Raw genomic sequence first — 16,521 nt, forward strand, 5'->3', positions numbered from 1 at the left:
ATCACGCACTTGCTGTATTTCCGGTTTCTCGGTTCTACACCATATGCCTCATTTTCTCCCATGATCACAGAAGCCTTTGCCTCCCAAGAGCCAGCCCTGGACGTGACTATAGGCAGACCACGCTTGGGTGAACTATTGGTTCAGGCTGGTCGGCTGTCCGCTCGCGACATGGAGCGTGCGCTGCAGGCTCAACTCGAAATGGGCAATATGCTCGGGCGCGTTTTGGTCCAACTCGGCCTGGTGTCGGAGTTGGACGTGCTGCGGACGCTTTCTCAACAACTGAATGTGCCGGTGGCGGGATCTGACGAATTCCCCAGTGCCCTGCCTGAGGTTGAAGGGTTGTTGCCAGAATTCCTCTCCACTCACCAAGTTTGCCCGTTGCGTTTAGTAGGAACGGTGCTTGAGGTCGCCATGTCGGTACCTCAGGATGCCTTTGTGCTCAAGGCTTTGCGTCTGGCCACCGGGCTGACGATCCGGCCTTTTATCAGCCTGGAAAGTGATATCGAGCGCGCCTTGGCTCAGCCCGTCGTGACAGATGAGACTGGTGATGAGGCGCCTGATGGATTTGAGGATGAGGGCCTGGCTGGCGATTTTGTCGAGCACCTCAAGGATCTGGCCAGTGAAGCACCAGTGATCCGGTTGGTCAACGCCATCATCGGGCGAGTGATTGACCTGAGAGCATCAGATATCCATCTCGAACCATTCGATGACGGGTTGCATGTTCGATATCGCGTGGACGGTGTCATTCATGCGGGCGAACTCGTACCGCCGAAGCATAGTGCAGCGGTCAATTCACGCGTCAAACTGCTTGCGCACCTGGACATTGCTGAGCGACGTTTGCCGCAGGATGGGCGCATCAAGACCCGAGTCAAGGGGCGTGAGCTTGATCTGCGGGTTTCGACTGTGCCCACGGTGCATGGCGAAAGTGTGGTGATGCGGGTGCTTGATCGCGCCAGTGTGCGCTTCAGCCTCGAGAGTATGGGGTTTGCAGGCGATACGTTAAGTCGTTTCAATGCCTTGTTGGCCAAGCCGCACGGTATCGTGCTGGTCACTGGGCCCACGGGGTCGGGCAAGACGACAACACTCTACGCGGCTCTGTCCAAGCTGGATTCGGCGACTCAGAAAATCATCACTGTCGAAGATCCGGTGGAGTACCAACTCGAGGGCATCAACCAGATTCAGGTGCACCCGCAGATCAATCTGACTTTTGCCAGCGCGTTGCGGTCCATCCTCCGGCAAGACCCTGACATCATCATGATCGGTGAAATGCGCGATGGGGAAACGGCACAAATTGCAGTGCAATCTGCGCTCACGGGGCACTTGGTGCTTTCTACCCTGCACACCAATACAGCAGCGGGTGCGGTGATTCGCCTGAAGGACATGGGGGTCGAGGGGTATTTGATCACCTCTTCGGTCAATGGCGTGCTTTCTCAGCGCTTGGTGCGCACGTTGTGTAAACACTGTAAGTCGCCTGAGCTTCCCTCTGCCGAGGTGCTGGCTACGGCCGGGCTGCATCGTTTCTGTGCACCTGATCAGCCGATTTATCGCGCCGTGGGGTGCCCGCAGTGTCGGGGCTCGGGTTACCAGGGTCGTACTGGCATTCACGAATTGCTGGTGCTGGACGAGCCCATGCGAAGAGCAATTGTGGCGGGGCAGGATGCGAGCCAACTCCATGCACTCGCAATTCAGTCTGGCATGCTGACGCTGCATGAAGACGGTTTGCGCAAGGTTGTTGCTGGAGTTACCAGTTTGGACGAATTGTTGCGCGTTACGGAGGATCAGGGAGATGCCTGATTTTGTCTGGCGTGCCGCTGACGCTAGCGGAAAAATTCATGAAGGGCGTATGGATGTGGCCACGGTGGCGCTGGCTCAGAAGCAGTTGCGTGCTCGTGGTTTGACGCCGTTGAGTATTCGTGAACCCGGCCAAGGTGAGGCACCTTCGCTCGTGCCGACGGGAACTCGTGGCAGCCTGGCCGGGCTGCTGTCTAAGCAGGGTGGAAAGCAGCGTTTGGGGCGTGGGCCAGTGAACCAGTCTGATATCCTGCTGCTCACTTCGGAACTCTCAATTATGTTGCGGGCGGGACTCGCACTCGATAATGCCTTGCGCGTTTTGATCGGCATGAGTCACAAGCCGTCAGTAGCGGCATTGACCGAACGGACACTCGAAGATGTGAAGGGCGGCACGCCGTTCAGTAAGGCCTTGGGCAAGAACCGCGAACTGTTCGGCGATTTCTATATCAACATGATCCGCTCTGGCGAAGTCAGTGGGCAACTGTCTTCTGTGATGGAGCGGCTTGTGGAGCACATGGAGCGGCTTCGCGCTCTGCGTGAAAGCGTTGTGTCTGCCACCATTTACCCAGCCATTCTTCTCGGCGTGGCTGTGTTGTCGTTGATTGCCATGCTTGGCTTTGTCGTGCCTCAGTTTGAAAAGCTATTCACCGACATGGGTGATGCATTGCCTTTGCCTACCCGATTGGTGATGGAGTTGGGCCATGTATTCAAGAGTTATGGGCTGCTGATGGGCTTGCTTGCAATCATTGTGGGTGCTGCTGTGACGCGGTGGCTACGTTCGCCGCGTGGACGCCTTTGGTGGCAGACGCGCTTGCTGCGCGTGCCCCTCATTGGGCGTTTGATGCTCAAGTATGAATTGACCTTGTTTTCGCGTTCGCTTGGGACCTTGCTGGGCAACGGCGTGCCTCTCCTGACGGCCTTGCATATCGCGACCGAGACCGTCACCAATGCTGTTTTGCGTCAAGCCCTTGCGGATGTAGCGCCCAGGGTCAAGGAAGGCAGCAAGGTTGTCGACGCCATCATTTCGACGCAAATCTTTGAACCTTTGGCCATCAACCTCATCAGAGTTGGGGAAGAGACGGGGCGGATTGGCCCCATGATGCTTGAGTTGGCAAAGATTCTGAATCGGGACGTGGAGATTGGTATCAAGCGAGGCTTGACCCTGGTTGAGCCGCTGCTGATCATCGTTCTGGGCCTGATGATCGCCTCGATCATTGTGTCCATCCTGCTCGGTATTTTGTCTATCAATGATCTGGCAGGGTAGACCTCTAAAATCGCTCATTTTTCAAGGATTTGTCCATCGTGAATTCTCTTACTCGCCGCAAAACCCGTTCCGCCAAGGGCTTTACCCTGATCGAATTGCTGGTCGTGTTGGCCATTTTGACTCTGCTTGCAGGTCTGGTGGGGCCGCGTGTGCTGGGTCAACTCGGCGGTGCCAAGACCAAGACCGCAGGTGTGCAAATCGCCGATCTGGATAAATCGCTGGAGTTGTTCAAGTTGGACGTGGGCCGTTTTCCCAGTTCCGAAGAAGGCCTCAATGCGTTGGTCAACAAGCCGGGCAATGCAGCGGGTTGGAATGGTCCCTATCTGAAGGGTGGCGTGCCGACCGATCCTTGGGGTAAGCCGTATCAATATACGCTCAACGGTGGTGGGGTCGAGATCCTCTCTTTCGGGGCCGACGGTGTGGCTGGTGGCGAAGGCGAGAACGCCGACGTCCGCAACACCAAGTAATCCGTTTTTCTCACTTTCTGACGCATGCGATCGCAGCGCGGCTTCACGCTGGTCGAGCTGCTCGTGGTGTTTGCCATCATGGGCTTGCTGGTGGCCGTGGTGCCGCTTGCCTATGACCGCATGCGCGAATCCTCCCAATACCGAAACACATTGCGCAGCATGCTCAGTGGTCTCAAAAGTGCGCGCTCCACCGCCTTGGCTCAAGGGCGTGATGCGGTCTTTGTGATCGATTTGCAGCACCGAGCCTATCGGGCAGCCGAGGGTTTGGCGCTGCCGATCCCTGAATCGCTTCAGGTGCGTGCCACTGTGGCCGGGACCGAGCTGAGCGCCCAGCAGGAGGCTGCCATCCGCTTCCTACCCGACGGCGGAGCCACCGGAGGCAGTATCGATATTCTGCGCGCATCGGGCCAAGGTGTGCGTTTGCGTGTCGACTGGCTGTCGGGCCGCATTACCCAAGAGGCACTGGCGCCATGAGGCGACGCCAGAGCGGCTTTACTCTGCTCGAGATGTTGGTCGCCTTTTCGATCGCGGCACTCTCGTTGGCCATGCTCTACCGCGCCAGCGGCAGCAATGCGCGTAGCTCTGACAGCATGGAGCGCTCCCAGCGTGCGCTCTTGCTGGCTCAGTCGCTGCTGGCGACTAACGATGCTGTGCCACCTCAGGGTTGGAACGAAAGCGGTGTCTCGGGTGGCATGGCTTGGCATGTCAGTAGCGTGCTGTATCCGCTCACTGGTGATGACCCGCGTGTCCCCCCGATGCATGAACTGCACGTGCTGATCGAATGGCCCGATGGCGGTAAAACGCGCCAGATCGAATTCAAGACCTTGCGGCCCGAGCGAAAGTTGTTGCTGGATGGGGTGCGGCAATGAATTCGACGGTATGTCCTCTGCATAGCGCTCAGCCCTGTCGCGGCTTCACCCTGGTCGAGTTGTTGGTAGCCATGTCTCTGCTCTCGCTGGTCATGCTGGCTTTGGTGTCGGCTCTGCGCACGGCTGCCCAGACTGAAGAGCGGGTGGACCGCAAGTTGCAGTCGGCCGACGAGCTACGACTGGTCAGCAGTTTTTTGCGAGAGGCACTGGGTCGCATCTCTGTTCAGAAGACGCCTCTCATCAAGCAGGCTGGTGATTCACCCTATTTCTTTCGCGGTGAGCCAACTGAAATCAGTTGGCTTGGCGTGCTGCCGGCTCGTCATGGCGTGGGCGGGCGTCATCATCTGCGCCTGTTCTTGAGCTCAACACCTAATGGCAGCGCGCTGGCCTTTCAGTACGCGCCCTGGGTCGGTCCCGCCAATGCGCCTGAGTGGCAGGGCGCAAGCTCAAGCGTTCTGCTTGAAGGTGTGCAGGGCTTTGGCCTTGAATACCTCGATTCACAAGTCGAGCCTCCGAGCTGGAACCCTCGATGGACAGCGGTCGATCATCTGCCCGACAGGGTGCGTGTATCGATTCGGACGTCGACCGGTGACTGGCCCTACATGGTGGTGGCGATGCGGGCGCTGGTGGGCAGCGATCCGTCCATGTCGGGCCCTGTGTTTGGTGGCGGGGCGGCACGATGAGTCGAGTCACGTTGCTGTCCGGGCAGGCGCGCGAGCGCGGCGTGGTGTTGGTCATGGTCTTGTGGATCGTGGCAGCGCTGAGCATCATCGTTGCGGGTTTGACCCTGTCGGTGCGTGAGGAGGCTCGTAGCATGGGCTTGCAGCGTCAGCGTACGGTGGCTGGCGCCGTAGGTGATGGCGCAATACAACTTGCCTTGCGTGAGTTGACCCTGCGTACTGAGCCGTTGCTCCGCACGATGACGGTTGAGTTGTCCTATCAGGGGGTGCCGGTACAGATCGAGGTGATGCCGCTCAACGGCCTGATAGACATCAACAGCGCGCCGTTGCCCTTGTTGGCAAAGCTGTTCGCTGTCGCTGGCGGGGTGCCTGGTCTGGCGGATCAACTGGCCCAAGCAGTGGTACAGCAGCGTAGCACCCCTGGCCCGGGGGGCGCTGTTGAGCGTTTCGATGCGCCCGAAGATCTGCTGCGGGTTCCTGGAATCGATTATGCGCTCTATGCTAAGATCGCCGCGCTCGTAACGGCAGACCTCAGGGGAAGCGGCAAAATCAATCCCATGGCTGCACCGGCGGGCGTCTTGAACGTGCTGGCTGGAGGCAACGCGGGCGTGGGCGAGCGGATACAGGCGGCCCGTGCTGCAGGTGATGCCGGCATCGATACATCATCCCTTGACACCGCGTTCGTGGACCAGAGCCCGATCCGGCGCTTTCGCGTGCGTGCCCGTGTGCCATTGGCCGATGGTGGCTGGGCGATTGTGTCGCGCCACGTCGACATGACGGTTCGTCGCGCCGATGGCTTGCCCTGGCGCACGTTTTACTCAAGCCAAGGGTTTGAGTCAATTCCCCGCAAGAACCCCTAGTTGAACCATGTCCACCCTTTCTTCTGATGACCGTTTCCTGGGGGTCGATCTCGCTTCGCTCTGGCGCGAGATTCGTCGGCCCTGGTCGCGCCTGCACGAATGGCCTGTAATGTCCTGGCTCACGCCTCCAGTGCCCATCCGTCTGTTGCAGGCTGATGGCGACGAGTCAGTTTGGCTGGGCGAGGTCCTGCTGGCCACTTCCAAGTCTGGCAAGCAGCCCTTTGTGGCTGTTGAGCTGCCACTCGACGACGTGCTGTGTCGTTCGCTGGTCCTGCCCCAGGTTCCCGATGACGAGGTGGCCGGTGCTGTTGCGCTCGAAGCCCACGGCGTCAGCCCCTTCGCGGCGGCCGATCTGGTTTGGGGCTTCCGCCTCTCGCCTCGCGAGGGGGGCGGCCGTGAGGCGCAGGTCGTGTTGGCTTCGCGTCGGCAGATCGCGCAATATCTGGACAGTCAATCAACACGTCTGTCGCCGGACCAACAGCCTGAACTTTGGGTGCGTATTGACGCGGGCGCCCCTGTGGTGCTTGCTGGCTACGGTGAGGTTGCTCGGGTTCGTTTTGCCTCCCGGCGCCGCCATTTGGCCTATGGGTTGTTGGCGAGCGCGGTATTGCTGGCCTTGGCAAGTGCCGTGACCCCCGTGCTGCAGTTGCGCATGCGCGCGCTGGAGGCAGACCACGCCTATGAGGATGCACAGAGGCGAACCAAGTTGCTCGTGAAGCAGCGCGAGGCCATGTTGCAAAGTGCCGAGCAAGTGAATGCGCTCCACGATTTGCTCGGCAGTCAGGTTGATTTCATGCGCGTGTTTGAAAAGCTGACCGTGCTGTTACCTGACGACACTTACATTCTGGCGCTCAAGTATCAGGGCGGAAAATTCAACCTCACTGGCCAGACCGCCAATTCGTCTACCGTCATGCAGGCTCTGGGTGGTCAAAGCGGGTTCAAGGAAGTCCGTGCACCTTCTCCCGCCACTCGGGTGGGTGGGGCCAACAACAAAGAGACCTTCATTATCGAGTTCGCTGTCGACCTTGAGCAGTTTGGCATTGCGGCAGCGCCTGCGAATGCCTTGCCCGCTGGCGCAGCTGCAGCTGCGTCCAACGCCGCGCCAGTGTCAGGTGCAGCCCCATTGGTGACGGTGGTGCCGACACCGGCGGCGACCGTCTCTGCTCCGACGGCTCCACCCGCCACCACCCCACCCAAGTTGGTGGCCCCTAAGCCAGTGGCTGTGCCGGCTGGCAAAGGGCCGACCTTCGGTGGCTCGCCAACCATTCCGGCACCTGCGCCCCCGACCCCCAAGACGCCATGAAGAATATCAAATTCCGTGACGTCGCGATTGTCCTTTGCACGCTCGCGCTCGTTTTACTGCCTCTGGCCGGCATGGGCCTATATGTGTTCCAGAAATACCAGTGGGCTGAAGAAAAGCTGCAGGCACTCACCCCTCGTTACAGCCGTTTGATAGGTTTCGAAGCTCAGGGCGCCGACATGGACCGCTTGCTGGAGACGGCGCGTGGCCTTGTCAAACAGTATGCTTATGGCGACGAGCAAGATGCTAACCAGGCCGGCAGCGCTGCGCAGCAAAAAGTGCGTGACATCTTCAACAGCGCCGGGCTGCAGGTCATCAGTAGCCAGGTGTTGCCGGCCAAGGCTGACAAGGGGTTTGATCGTATTTCGCTGGTGTTCCAGGTGGAGGGCACGCAACAAGCCTTCCAGACCGCACTGGCGGTGCTGCCGGGGCAGTCGCCGGTCATCGTGCTCAACGAGCTTGATCTGCACATGATTCTTCCTGTTCCGACAGCGCCGGGGGTGCCTCCTAGGATCTCGGTCCAGTTCCAGTTCAGCGCATTCAGGGTGCATTCATGAAGCGATACGTATTGCATTGCTTGTGGCTGCTCAACGGTGCCTTGTGCGTGCCTATGGCTTGGCAATGGTTGACGCCTGAGGGCGAGTTGAAGAACGTGCACTGGGTGCCGCCTGAGGCTCAGAAATCTGATTTCTCTAAATTGATTGCGGCCTTGCCACCGATCGCACCGGCGGATACCAATCAATTCATGGCCTTGCTCGATCGGCCTCTGTTTTCAGTCACACGGCGTCCGCCTCCCCCGCCGCCACCGCCGGCCCCACCGCCCCCGGTGGATCATTTGGCGTCGGCCGTGCTCAGCGGCATCGTTGATGCAGGACCAGCCAGCACTGTGATGATCAATGTGGCTGGCAACAATCGCCGTGTGCGCTTGAATGCGCAGATCGAGGGGTGGACGCTGACGGCGGTACAGGGCCGCAATGCCACGTTTGTTCGCAATGGTGAAACCAGGGTTGTGCCTTTGCAAAAGGCCAAGATGACCGCCTACGCTGGTCTGTCCCGTGCAGCGCTATCGCCCGCTCCGTCTGCTCCTGTACCATCGGGAGCGCCCGGCGGTGTTCCTTCTTCCCCCGACGCGCATGCCGCCGCACCGGCTGTCACTCCCCAGGCTTCGGCGCTGCGCCCTGTCTTTGGTGCCCCGCGTCAGACCAACCCCCGTTAACCGAGCTAGCTCCGTAGTTTCCATGACTCGATACCGATACGTTCTCACTGCTGTTGCCTTGGCGGTCTCGCAATTGGCGGCGGTCCAGTCCGCCACCTCGGCAGAAGCCGGTTCGACCAACACGGGGGATCCGGTGAGTGTGCCCGCAACCCCTGTATCTGATGCACCGGCCCCAGTTCCGCCAGCTGCTTTGGCCGCGCCCGCTACTGCGGCTGCGGCGGGCATGGTGCCCGCTGTGGCACCGTCTACGGCACCCGCCGTGGCCCCGGTAACGCCCGCCACCGGTAAGGCCGACGCTGCCAGGAGCGACGCCAGTGGCAGCGAGCCGCGCATCATCCGTGGCAATGACCGTGTGATTGCGCCGCCCAAGCCTGTGCCTGCATTGACTGGTGCACCCATCACCTTCAACTTTGAGGAGGCCCCGGTGGCCGATGTGGTGCGGGTCATTCTGGGCGACGTGCTCAAGGTCGATTACGCCCTGCACCCGCCGCTGGCGGGCACCGTCACACTGACTACACGCACGCCGGTGTCGCCCGACCAAGCGGTGTTCCTGCTGGAAAGTGCACTGCAGGCCAATGGCATCCTGATGGTGCGCGATGTGCGCGGAACCTATCAGGTGGGGCGGCCTGATGCTGTCAAGGGCATGGGGACCTCGGCCCGGCAGGTCGACAAGGGCAGTCTGCCGCCAGGGCAGGGCGTGATCATTGTGCCGCTGCAATACATTGGAGCGGGTGAGATGGCCGCCATCCTCAAGCCGCTGATGCCCAGCGATGCGTTGATTCGGGTCGATAACATCCGAAATCTGCTGGTGCTGGCTGGTACCCGCACGCAGGCTGAGGGCTGGTTGGACCTGGTGTCCACATTTGACGTCGATCTGCTCAAGGGAATGTCAGTCGGTGTGTTCCCCCTTAAATATGCGTCGATCGCTGAAGTCGAGGCTGCTTTGCGCATGATGACCCCGGGAGCTACCGCGGCTGCGGCTGCGGCGACGTCGACTGCCGGTTTAGCTTCCGGTGTGACGGCACCGGCAAACACCGGCAGCAGCGCAGCTGGCCGTGCCAGCAGTACGCCAGTGGGCTTGGGTGAGGGTAATCCGTTGTTTGGCGCGCTGCGCATTTTGCCGATTGAACGTCTCAACAGCATTCTGGTGGTCACCCCACGGGCGGCCTATCTTGATGAGGCTCGCCTTTGGATTGAGCGCCTGGACCGTCCCAATGACAACAGCACGGAACCTCAGTTGTTCGTCTACCCAGTGCAAAACGGCAATGCGCGCCACTTGGCCACTGTGCTCAGTGGTATTTTCGGTGACGGGCGTCAGACCGGCAATACAGGTACCAGCGGTGTTGCGCCTGGCCTGAATCAGACCTCTTCCCTGACTAACAGCAGCACACTTAACCGCAGCAGTAGCACCAGTTTGTCCGGCCAAGGTGCGTCTTCGTTTTCAGGGGGGCTGAACCAGACCCAGAACCAAGCTCAGAGTGCCTCGGTGACAGCAGTCAACTTGGTGTCGGGCGTCCGTCTGATTGCCGATGAGATCAACAACGCTATTTTGGTCTACGCCTCGCGACGTGAATTCAACAAGATTGAGTCCACGCTCAAGCGCCTGGACATTCCGCCGACCCAAGTGCTGATAGAGGCCAGCATTATTGAGGTCACGCTGACCGATAACCTCTCGTACGGCCTGCAGTGGGCCTTCAGCAACAAAAGCAGCAATGGTTCCAGCGGTCTGGGCGTACTCAGTACGGTGGCTGGTGGCACCTTGGGTGCGGCGGCTGCGGGTTTCTCGTACACCTTCAAGAACAGCGCGGGCGATGTGCGCGCTGTATTGAATGCGCTAGCCGATAAATCCTTGGTCAACGTGATCTCCAGCCCCTCGCTGATGGTGCTTGACAACCATACGGCCAATATTCTGGTCGGCGACCAAACGCCCGTTAAAACGGGTGACACCAACTATGTCTCTGGTTCGACGGCTGTAACTTCGACCTATCAATACAAGGACACCGGGGTCAGCTTGGGCGTCACGCCCTCGGTCAATGCCGGCAACATGGTTACCATGATGATCAATCAGTCGGTCACCGATGTTGGGCAGGTGGATGTGCCAACCGGGCAGCGTGCCTTCATGCAGCGTCAGATTTCGAGCAAGGTGGCCGTGCGCTCGGGCGAAACCATTGTGTTGGGTGGCCTGATTCGTGACAACAGCACCAAGGGTAGCTCGGGCTTACCGATCCTGGGTGACCTACCCTTGATCGGCGGGCTGTTCGGTGCTCAGACCCGTAATGCCGCAAAAACTGAACTGCTGGTGGTGATCACGCCGAAGGTTGTTCGCTCCGATCAGGAGATCCGCGACGTCAGCGCCGAACTGCGTGATCGCATGAGGGGTCTTTCGCGCATGGTTGAGTCTAGCGGTGCGACCCCTTTCACCACTCCCAGTAAATTAGGTGTACCCGCCACCGGTTATGCCATACCGGCTCCAGTCCCTGCTGCGGTTACGCCGGCATTGACAACGGCGCCGGCTTCTTCTCAACCTGCGAAATGATCTGTCAACAGGAAATCCGCAATATGTCTATTAGTAGTGTTCGTCGTGCCTTTGGCGTACGCCGCCTAGCTGCCCTGGCGGCTCATACGCTGGTCTTGGCCGGTTTTGCCGCTGTCATGACTGGCTGTGCCATCCTCAAGCCCGAGCCGCCTGAGCAGAAGGTGACTCAGCGTGCCACGGCCTACTGGCAAGCCCGCGTGGCCGGAAAGATCGATCAAGCCTATCCTTACCTCACGCCCGGCTACCGCAGCCTGCACACGGTGGACCAGTTCTGGGGCACTGTGGGCTCGGGTGCGGGGCTCAAGGGGGCGCAAGTCGTTCGCGTGGCCTGTGAAGCCGAAAAATGCAAGGCCACCGTCCGCCTGGATGTGGTACCGATGATTCCGGGTGTCGCCTCGGGCATCGTGTCCACCCATCTTGAAGATACTTGGCTGCTTGAAGGTGGCCAATGGTGGCGCTACGAAGCGCCTTGAGTCGAGGGGAATGTATGTGCCTGGCTTTGCTTGAGGTAGACTGAGAATGCGACTTTGGTTGCGGTGTTGCATTTAATCAACACAAATATTCATGCCTGCTTTGCAACTGGCTTGGGCGCAAACTGCTGTGCTACCATCTCCTCGCGTAATCAATCGTGGTAGTTGCGCTTACCAACTTTTTAACTGGAGTTTGATATGAGAAAAAATGTTTTGGCCCTGAGTATTGCTGCCATGATTGGTGGCCTGGGCTTCGCTGGCGCTGCTTCGGCTGGCGTCATCGTCGGTACTAGCACCCCTACTGCTACCACTCTGGGTGCATCTAACGCTTCTAGCTTCACCGTGTCGCAAGGCGGTGTCGGTCACCAGCTGATCGTCCCTTACTTCACCACCCAAGCCGGCAACATGTCTGTGGTTCACATCGTGAACACCGACACCAGCAACGGCAAGGCTCTGAAGGTTCGCTTCCGCGGCGCTTCGAACTCTGACGACATCATGGACTTGCAAGTTCTGCTGTCGCCTGGTGACGTGTGGACCGCTGCTGTGGCCCAAGGTTCGGATGGCATCTCCACCCTGACCACCTACGACAACACTTGCACCTACCCCAAGCTGACCAAGGGTGTGGCTCAACCGTTCGTGACCAGCCGTCTGAACCCGAACCTGACCACCGCTCAAATCGCTGAAAACACCCGCGAAGGCTATGTTGAAATCTTCAACATGGCTGACATCCCGTCGGCTTCTGTCTACACCGTGGGCACGAACACCGCTTCCAAGAGCGCTCTGTACAGCACCATCAAGCACGTCGCCGCAACCGAAACCCCGGCTTGCGACAGCGCTGTTCTGGACGCAACCCTGCTGACCAACTACACCGCTGAAGCTGCTGCAGCAGCCGTTGGCTTCGCAACTCCGACCGGCGGCCTGCTGGGCGACTGGTACATCATCAACACCGGCAACACCACCGTGTTCTCGGGTTCTGACACCGCTCTGGTGGCTAACGGCCGTGGCAACTTCGTGTTCCACCCGCAGCTGCCTTCGGCTGTGGCTAGCCCTGAGCTGTACACCGCTGACCCGGCCCTGGCTTCCGCTGCAAAGGCTGTGACCGCCAAGACTTCGACTGGCGCTGGTACCGTGACGACCGCCGCTGTGATCGCTGCTGCTTACTACGACCTGCCTGACCTGTCGACCCCGTACCTGACCTCCACCACCACTGGTGATCTGACCGGTCCTCGCAAGCAAGCCGCTACGCTGACTGGCCAATTGGCTGTGACCTCGATCACCAATGAGTACGCTCGTGACCCGAGCATCGCTGCTCAAACTGACTGGGTGTTCTCGATGCCCACCCGTCGTTACAGCGTGGCTCTGGACTACAGCACCACCACCAATGGCGTGAGCACCCCGACTCCGGTGTACTCGTACGTCGGCGCTGGCAACGATGGCGGCACCACCACCATCCCGACTGCTACGACTCCTGCTCAGTACTTCAGCAAGGACAACACCAAAGTCGTGAGCGGTCAGATCTGCGTGAACGCCGACGGTCAATCCTTCTGGAGCCGTGAAGAGTCGGTTGCTTCGGCTGCCGCTGTGTTCTCGCCCAGCCAACTGACCACCTACCGCTTCTGCGGCGAAACCAGCGTGCTGAGCTTCAGCGCCACTTCGCCCCTGGGTGCCAACCTGGCCCGTCAAACCACCACCGCTGGCTACACCAACGGTTGGGGCGTCGTGACCACCAGCAATACCACCGGTTCTACCCCGGTTGCTCTGGGTCTGCCGATCCTGGGTTCTTCGTTCATCAAGCTCAGCAACACTGCTGTGACCCCGAACGTGAACTACGGCCTGACCCTGCCGCACCGCTCGGTGGCAGCTGTTCTGAACTAATCAGCGGCACTTTTTCGCGCTAGCGCGATCAGAAAAGGCGGGGTTCATCCCCGCCTTTTTTTATGGAATTTGCTGAAAGAGTGAGTAGTTTTCAATGACCCATCGAACCATGGCCCCTCGTTATCCGTTGCTCGTCTCCTCGGCCGCCTTGGCGGCTTTGTTGTTGGGGGCCCAGGCCGCGCAGGCCCAGGGGGCTGCCGCGTCGACGGCAAGCATTCTTTTGCGTGGCGATAAGCAGTTGCAAGTGAACAGCGATGACATGCAAGCCGATGCCTGGTTGCGTGTGCCACCAGAATCGCGTGCCACCGTGCTGTCTGATGCGAATGCTGTAAGCCAAGTGAGCAGCAACCTTTATGTGCGCCGCATGATGGCGGCTCAGGCTCGCGAAGCAGGGCTTGACAATGATCCCAAGCTGGCCGCTGCGATCCGCATCGTGCAGGACAAGGTGCTGTCGGATGCTTGGCTGGAACGCATTGATGCTTCGGTGACGAACAATGAGGCTGCCATTGACAGCATCACACGCGACGTCTATCGCGCCAACCCAGACCGTTTCAAGCATGGCGGTCAGGTGCATGTGAGCCATATCCTGATCCAAGGCACCTCGGACGAGTCGCGCGAGCGCGCCGACAAACTGCTGGCTGAGTTGAAGGCTGGCGCCAAGTTTGATGAAATGGCGAAGGCGCAATCGCAAGATCCGGGCAGTGCCCAACGCGGTGGTGACCTGGGCTGGTTCGAAAAGGGCCGCATGGTGCCAGAGTTTGAGGAAGCCGCGTTTGCGCTCCAGAAGCCGGGGGAACTCAGTGGCTTGGTCAAGACCCAGTTTGGCTACCACATCCTCAAGCTGGATGAGCGTCGTGAGCCCGGTGTGAGTACCTTCATAGAGGTGCGCGACAACCTGCGCAAAGAGGTGGTTGCCAAGCGCTTGCAGGATGCACGTTCTGCTGCGGCTCAGAAGATCCTCGAGGGTGCAAAGCCCGATGCCGAGGCGGTGCGCGCCTTCTCTGCGGCACAAAAGCCCTGAGGCTAGCCTGGATGAAAGCGGGCCGGAGATCGAGCCGGCCCATTTTCTTTCCATTGGTGCCTGAACCCTTTTTTCACTTTATATGCTGACTGTCTGGAACGAGTTTCGGTCCATCTGGCGCGCGCGCGCCTTGGTGAATGTGCTGACGCGCCGCGAGATATCTGGCCGTCATGCCGGAACGGCTGCCGGCATTTTCTGGCTTTACATTCAGCCCCTGTTTTCAGTGGCCGCCTTTTACCTGGTGTTCGACGTGGTGTTCGCCATGCGCCAAGGCAGCGGGGCGCACAGCACGGGCGTTGGCACCTTTTTGGTGGTGGGGGCCTTGCCTTGGATGGCGTTTTGTGACGCGCTGATGCGGGGCATGAACAGCCTGCTTGATGCGGGTGGTTTGCTTCAGAAGAATCCGATGCCGCCGGTGTTTTTTGTGGTCAAGTCGGTCTTGGCCAGCAGTGTGATTTTTGGCCCGCTGCTGCTGTTGATGGGCTTGGCCTATGCACCTTTGCACGGCTTTGCCGCCGCACTGACGGCCTTGCTTCCCTTGTTGTTGCTGCAGGTCCTGCTGAGCTTTCTGCTGGCGTACACACTGGCGATTCTCGCCGCGGCCCTGCGCGATACGGTGCAGTTTGTAGGCTTTCTCGTCTCCGTAGGAATCTATCTGACGCCGGTTTTGTTCCCGGTCACGCTGTTCCCCGAGAACTGGCGGTGGTTGCTGTGGCTCAATCCGATGACGGCTTTTGTGCTGGCCTACCAGCAGATTTTGCTGCAGGGCGCCTGGCCAGAGCCCGGCGTGTGGGTGGCGGTGGGAAGCTGGACGTTGTTGGTGGGTGCCGCTTTGAATGTGCTGGTCAAGCGCAGCCGTGATCAGTTGGTGGATTGGCTATGAGCGAGCAAGTGAGCACACAACAAAACGTACTGAGCGTACGTGACTTGGGCAAGGAATACCGGCTTTACGCTTCGCCGCGCCAGCGCTTGGCCGCCTTGCTGCGCAGCAAGGCCACCTACCGCAGCCACTGGGCTATCCAAGGGGTGACCTTCGACCTCGTGCGGGGGCAGTGCATCGGCGTGATCGGCGACAACGGCGCAGGCAAGAGTTCATTGCTCAAGCTGCTGGCAGGTACCTTGACGCCGACCCGTGGCACGATTGAGCGGGTGGGCCGCGTGACCGCGATTCTGGAGTTGGGGGCGGGCTTTCACCCGGAATTCAGCGGTCGTGACAATTTGTACTTTGCCGGCAATCTGATCGGTATCGAGCATGAACAGATGGCTGAACTGGAACCCAGCATCATTGAGTTCTCCGAACTCGGAGATGCAATGGACCGACCGGTCAAGACCTATTCTTCTGGGATGTCGGTGCGTCTGGCCTTCGCCTTGGTCACGGCGGTGCAGCCCGATCTGCTGATCATCGACGAAGCGCTGGCCGTCGGTGATCAGCACTTTCAAAAGAAATGCATCGACCGCATCATGGCCTTCAGGGCCAAGGGATGCACGATTCTGTTTTGCTCGCACAGCCCGTACCATATCCGTCACCTGTGCGATCGTGCATTGTGGTTGCATCAAGGTCGGGTGCGCCAGTTCGGCGAAACCGAAGAGGTTCTGGGATCCTACCTGGTGCACAGCAGATTGCTGGACGAAGGCCAGCCCGACGTGGCCGAGCCGCAAGCGGAGGCCGCAGCGGCCCCAACTGGCCCACCCCCCCCGCCTGCAGATCCGGCCCAGGCCCATGTGGTATCGGTCGAATTGGCCAACCTGGTCGAGGGTGAGGACATGCCTCGCCTCAACAGCAAGGACTTGGTGGCCACCATCGTGGTGCGCGGGCGTGGTGACGAGCGGCCCAATGTGGGCTTCATGATTGAACAGTCCAAGGGCGTGGGAATCACGTCGTTGGCTACCCACGAAGAGGGCGCTCATCCGGTGTCATTGGGCAACGGGCTGTGGCGTTCCATCCTGACCTTTCCGAACCTGCCTCTGCACAGTGGCGATTACGTGATCAGTGCCTATGTATTCGACGAAAGCGGCCTGATTGTGTACGACCAGTGGTTCCAGTTTTTCCATTTCCGCTTTGTGTCTCCGACGCTGATGCCGGGGCTGGTTCATCTGCCTCATCGCTGGGAATAGGCCTCGTCATGCGCGAGCGCTCTGATCAATTTTCCATGGCGCCGGTGCGCCCTCATC

General features: G+C 59.7%; 15 protein-coding genes. All 15 read left to right on the forward strand.

Annotated features, from left to right (window positions below):
* The first annotated feature begins 60 nt into the window (after positions 1 to 60).
* The 15 genes from gspE to AC07PT_RS25565 all read left to right on the forward strand — a co-directional run bounded on the left by gspE (position 61) and on the right by AC07PT_RS25565 (position 16,464).
* Positions 61 to 1,794 (forward strand): type II secretion system ATPase GspE, encoded by a 1,734-nt coding sequence (gene gspE, locus AC07PT_RS25495; protein WP_494658607.1) that lies wholly within the window; start codon positions 61 to 63, stop codon positions 1,792 to 1,794.
* Positions 1,787 to 3,055: a type II secretion system F family protein gene (locus AC07PT_RS25500; protein WP_494658571.1), complete on the forward strand. Its 1,269-nt coding sequence runs from the start codon at positions 1,787 to 1,789 to the stop codon at positions 3,053 to 3,055. The genes gspE and AC07PT_RS25500 overlap by 8 nt, the downstream gene beginning before the upstream one ends.
* 38 nt (positions 3,056 to 3,093) lie before the next feature.
* Positions 3,094 to 3,522, forward strand: a complete 429-nt coding sequence (gene gspG, locus AC07PT_RS25505; protein WP_494658572.1) for a type II secretion system major pseudopilin GspG — start codon at positions 3,094 to 3,096, stop codon at positions 3,520 to 3,522.
* A gap of 24 nt (positions 3,523 to 3,546) precedes the next feature.
* Positions 3,547 to 3,996: a GspH/FimT family pseudopilin gene (locus AC07PT_RS25510; RefSeq protein WP_494658573.1), complete on the forward strand. Its 450-nt coding sequence runs from the start codon at positions 3,547 to 3,549 to the stop codon at positions 3,994 to 3,996.
* Positions 3,993 to 4,391, forward strand: a complete 399-nt coding sequence (locus AC07PT_RS25515) for a PulJ/GspJ family protein (protein WP_494658574.1) — start codon at positions 3,993 to 3,995, stop codon at positions 4,389 to 4,391. The genes AC07PT_RS25510 and AC07PT_RS25515 overlap by 4 nt, the downstream gene beginning before the upstream one ends.
* Positions 4,388 to 5,074, forward strand: a complete 687-nt coding sequence (locus tag AC07PT_RS25520) for a prepilin-type N-terminal cleavage/methylation domain-containing protein (protein ID WP_494658575.1) — start codon at positions 4,388 to 4,390, stop codon at positions 5,072 to 5,074. Before AC07PT_RS25515 ends, AC07PT_RS25520 begins: the two co-directional genes overlap by 4 nt.
* Positions 5,071 to 5,931 (forward strand): type II secretion system minor pseudopilin, encoded by an 861-nt coding sequence (locus AC07PT_RS25525; protein ID WP_494658576.1) that lies wholly within the window; start codon positions 5,071 to 5,073, stop codon positions 5,929 to 5,931. Before AC07PT_RS25520 ends, AC07PT_RS25525 begins: the two co-directional genes overlap by 4 nt.
* A gap of 7 nt (positions 5,932 to 5,938) precedes the next feature.
* Complete coding sequence (locus tag AC07PT_RS25530) at positions 5,939 to 7,234, forward strand: PilN domain-containing protein (RefSeq protein WP_494658577.1); 1,296 nt, start codon at positions 5,939 to 5,941, stop codon at positions 7,232 to 7,234.
* Positions 7,231 to 7,788 (forward strand): type II secretion system protein GspM, encoded by a 558-nt coding sequence (gspM, locus tag AC07PT_RS25535; protein WP_494658578.1) that lies wholly within the window; start codon positions 7,231 to 7,233, stop codon positions 7,786 to 7,788. The genes AC07PT_RS25530 and gspM overlap by 4 nt, the downstream gene beginning before the upstream one ends.
* 882 nt (positions 7,789 to 8,670) lie before the next feature.
* A complete protein-coding gene (gspD, locus tag AC07PT_RS25540) occupies positions 8,671 to 10,983 on the forward strand; it encodes a type II secretion system secretin GspD (protein ID WP_494658579.1) in 2,313 nt (770 codons plus the stop codon).
* 23 nt (positions 10,984 to 11,006) lie between these two features.
* Positions 11,007 to 11,456 carry a hypothetical protein gene (locus AC07PT_RS25545; protein ID WP_494658580.1) on the forward strand — a complete coding sequence of 150 codons (450 nt, stop codon included), beginning with the start codon at positions 11,007 to 11,009 and terminating at the stop codon, positions 11,454 to 11,456.
* A 195-nt stretch (positions 11,457 to 11,651) separates the two neighbouring features.
* Positions 11,652 to 13,328, forward strand: coding sequence for a cell surface protein (locus tag AC07PT_RS25550; RefSeq protein WP_494658581.1), 1,677 nt, complete (start codon positions 11,652 to 11,654; stop codon positions 13,326 to 13,328).
* Positions 13,329 to 13,437: 109 nt separating this feature from the next.
* Positions 13,438 to 14,349 (forward strand): peptidylprolyl isomerase, encoded by a 912-nt coding sequence (locus tag AC07PT_RS25555; protein ID WP_494658582.1) that lies wholly within the window; start codon positions 13,438 to 13,440, stop codon positions 14,347 to 14,349.
* An 82-nt stretch (positions 14,350 to 14,431) separates the two neighbouring features.
* On the forward strand, positions 14,432 to 15,232 hold the full coding sequence (locus AC07PT_RS25560; protein ID WP_494658583.1) for an ABC transporter permease: 801 nt from the start codon (positions 14,432 to 14,434) through the stop codon (positions 15,230 to 15,232).
* Entirely contained in the window at positions 15,229 to 16,464 is a 1,236-nt protein-coding gene (locus AC07PT_RS25565) for an ABC transporter ATP-binding protein (protein ID WP_494658584.1), read from the forward strand. Before AC07PT_RS25560 ends, AC07PT_RS25565 begins: the two co-directional genes overlap by 4 nt.
* Positions 16,465 to 16,521: the final 57 nt, after the last annotated feature.

The organism is Curvibacter sp. GW821-FHT09D12, from assembly GCF_059416245.1.

What these genes read in the sequence shown, in the direction of transcription:
- gspE (WP_494658607.1), top strand. Translation starts at nt 61, where the DNA reads ATGATCACAGAAGCCTTTGCCTCCCAAGAGCCAGCCCTGGACGTGACT.
- AC07PT_RS25500 (WP_494658571.1), top strand. Translation starts at nt 1,787, where the DNA reads ATGCCTGATTTTGTCTGGCGTGCCGCTGACGCTAGCGGAAAAATTCAT.
- AC07PT_RS25510 (WP_494658573.1), top strand. Translation starts at nt 3,547, where the DNA reads ATGCGATCGCAGCGCGGCTTCACGCTGGTCGAGCTGCTCGTGGTGTTT.
- AC07PT_RS25515 (WP_494658574.1), top strand. Translation starts at nt 3,993, where the DNA reads ATGAGGCGACGCCAGAGCGGCTTTACTCTGCTCGAGATGTTGGTCGCC.
- AC07PT_RS25520 (WP_494658575.1), top strand. Translation starts at nt 4,388, where the DNA reads ATGAATTCGACGGTATGTCCTCTGCATAGCGCTCAGCCCTGTCGCGGC.
- AC07PT_RS25525 (WP_494658576.1), top strand. Translation starts at nt 5,071, where the DNA reads ATGAGTCGAGTCACGTTGCTGTCCGGGCAGGCGCGCGAGCGCGGCGTG.
- AC07PT_RS25530 (WP_494658577.1), top strand. Translation starts at nt 5,939, where the DNA reads ATGTCCACCCTTTCTTCTGATGACCGTTTCCTGGGGGTCGATCTCGCT.
- gspM (WP_494658578.1), top strand. Translation starts at nt 7,231, where the DNA reads ATGAAGAATATCAAATTCCGTGACGTCGCGATTGTCCTTTGCACGCTC.
- gspD (WP_494658579.1), top strand. Translation starts at nt 8,671, where the DNA reads ATGGTGCCCGCTGTGGCACCGTCTACGGCACCCGCCGTGGCCCCGGTA.
- AC07PT_RS25545 (WP_494658580.1), top strand. Translation starts at nt 11,007, where the DNA reads ATGTCTATTAGTAGTGTTCGTCGTGCCTTTGGCGTACGCCGCCTAGCT.
- AC07PT_RS25550 (WP_494658581.1), top strand. Translation starts at nt 11,652, where the DNA reads ATGAGAAAAAATGTTTTGGCCCTGAGTATTGCTGCCATGATTGGTGGC.
- AC07PT_RS25555 (WP_494658582.1), top strand. Translation starts at nt 13,438, where the DNA reads ATGGCCCCTCGTTATCCGTTGCTCGTCTCCTCGGCCGCCTTGGCGGCT.
- AC07PT_RS25560 (WP_494658583.1), top strand. Translation starts at nt 14,432, where the DNA reads ATGCTGACTGTCTGGAACGAGTTTCGGTCCATCTGGCGCGCGCGCGCC.
- AC07PT_RS25565 (WP_494658584.1), top strand. Translation starts at nt 15,229, where the DNA reads ATGAGCGAGCAAGTGAGCACACAACAAAACGTACTGAGCGTACGTGAC.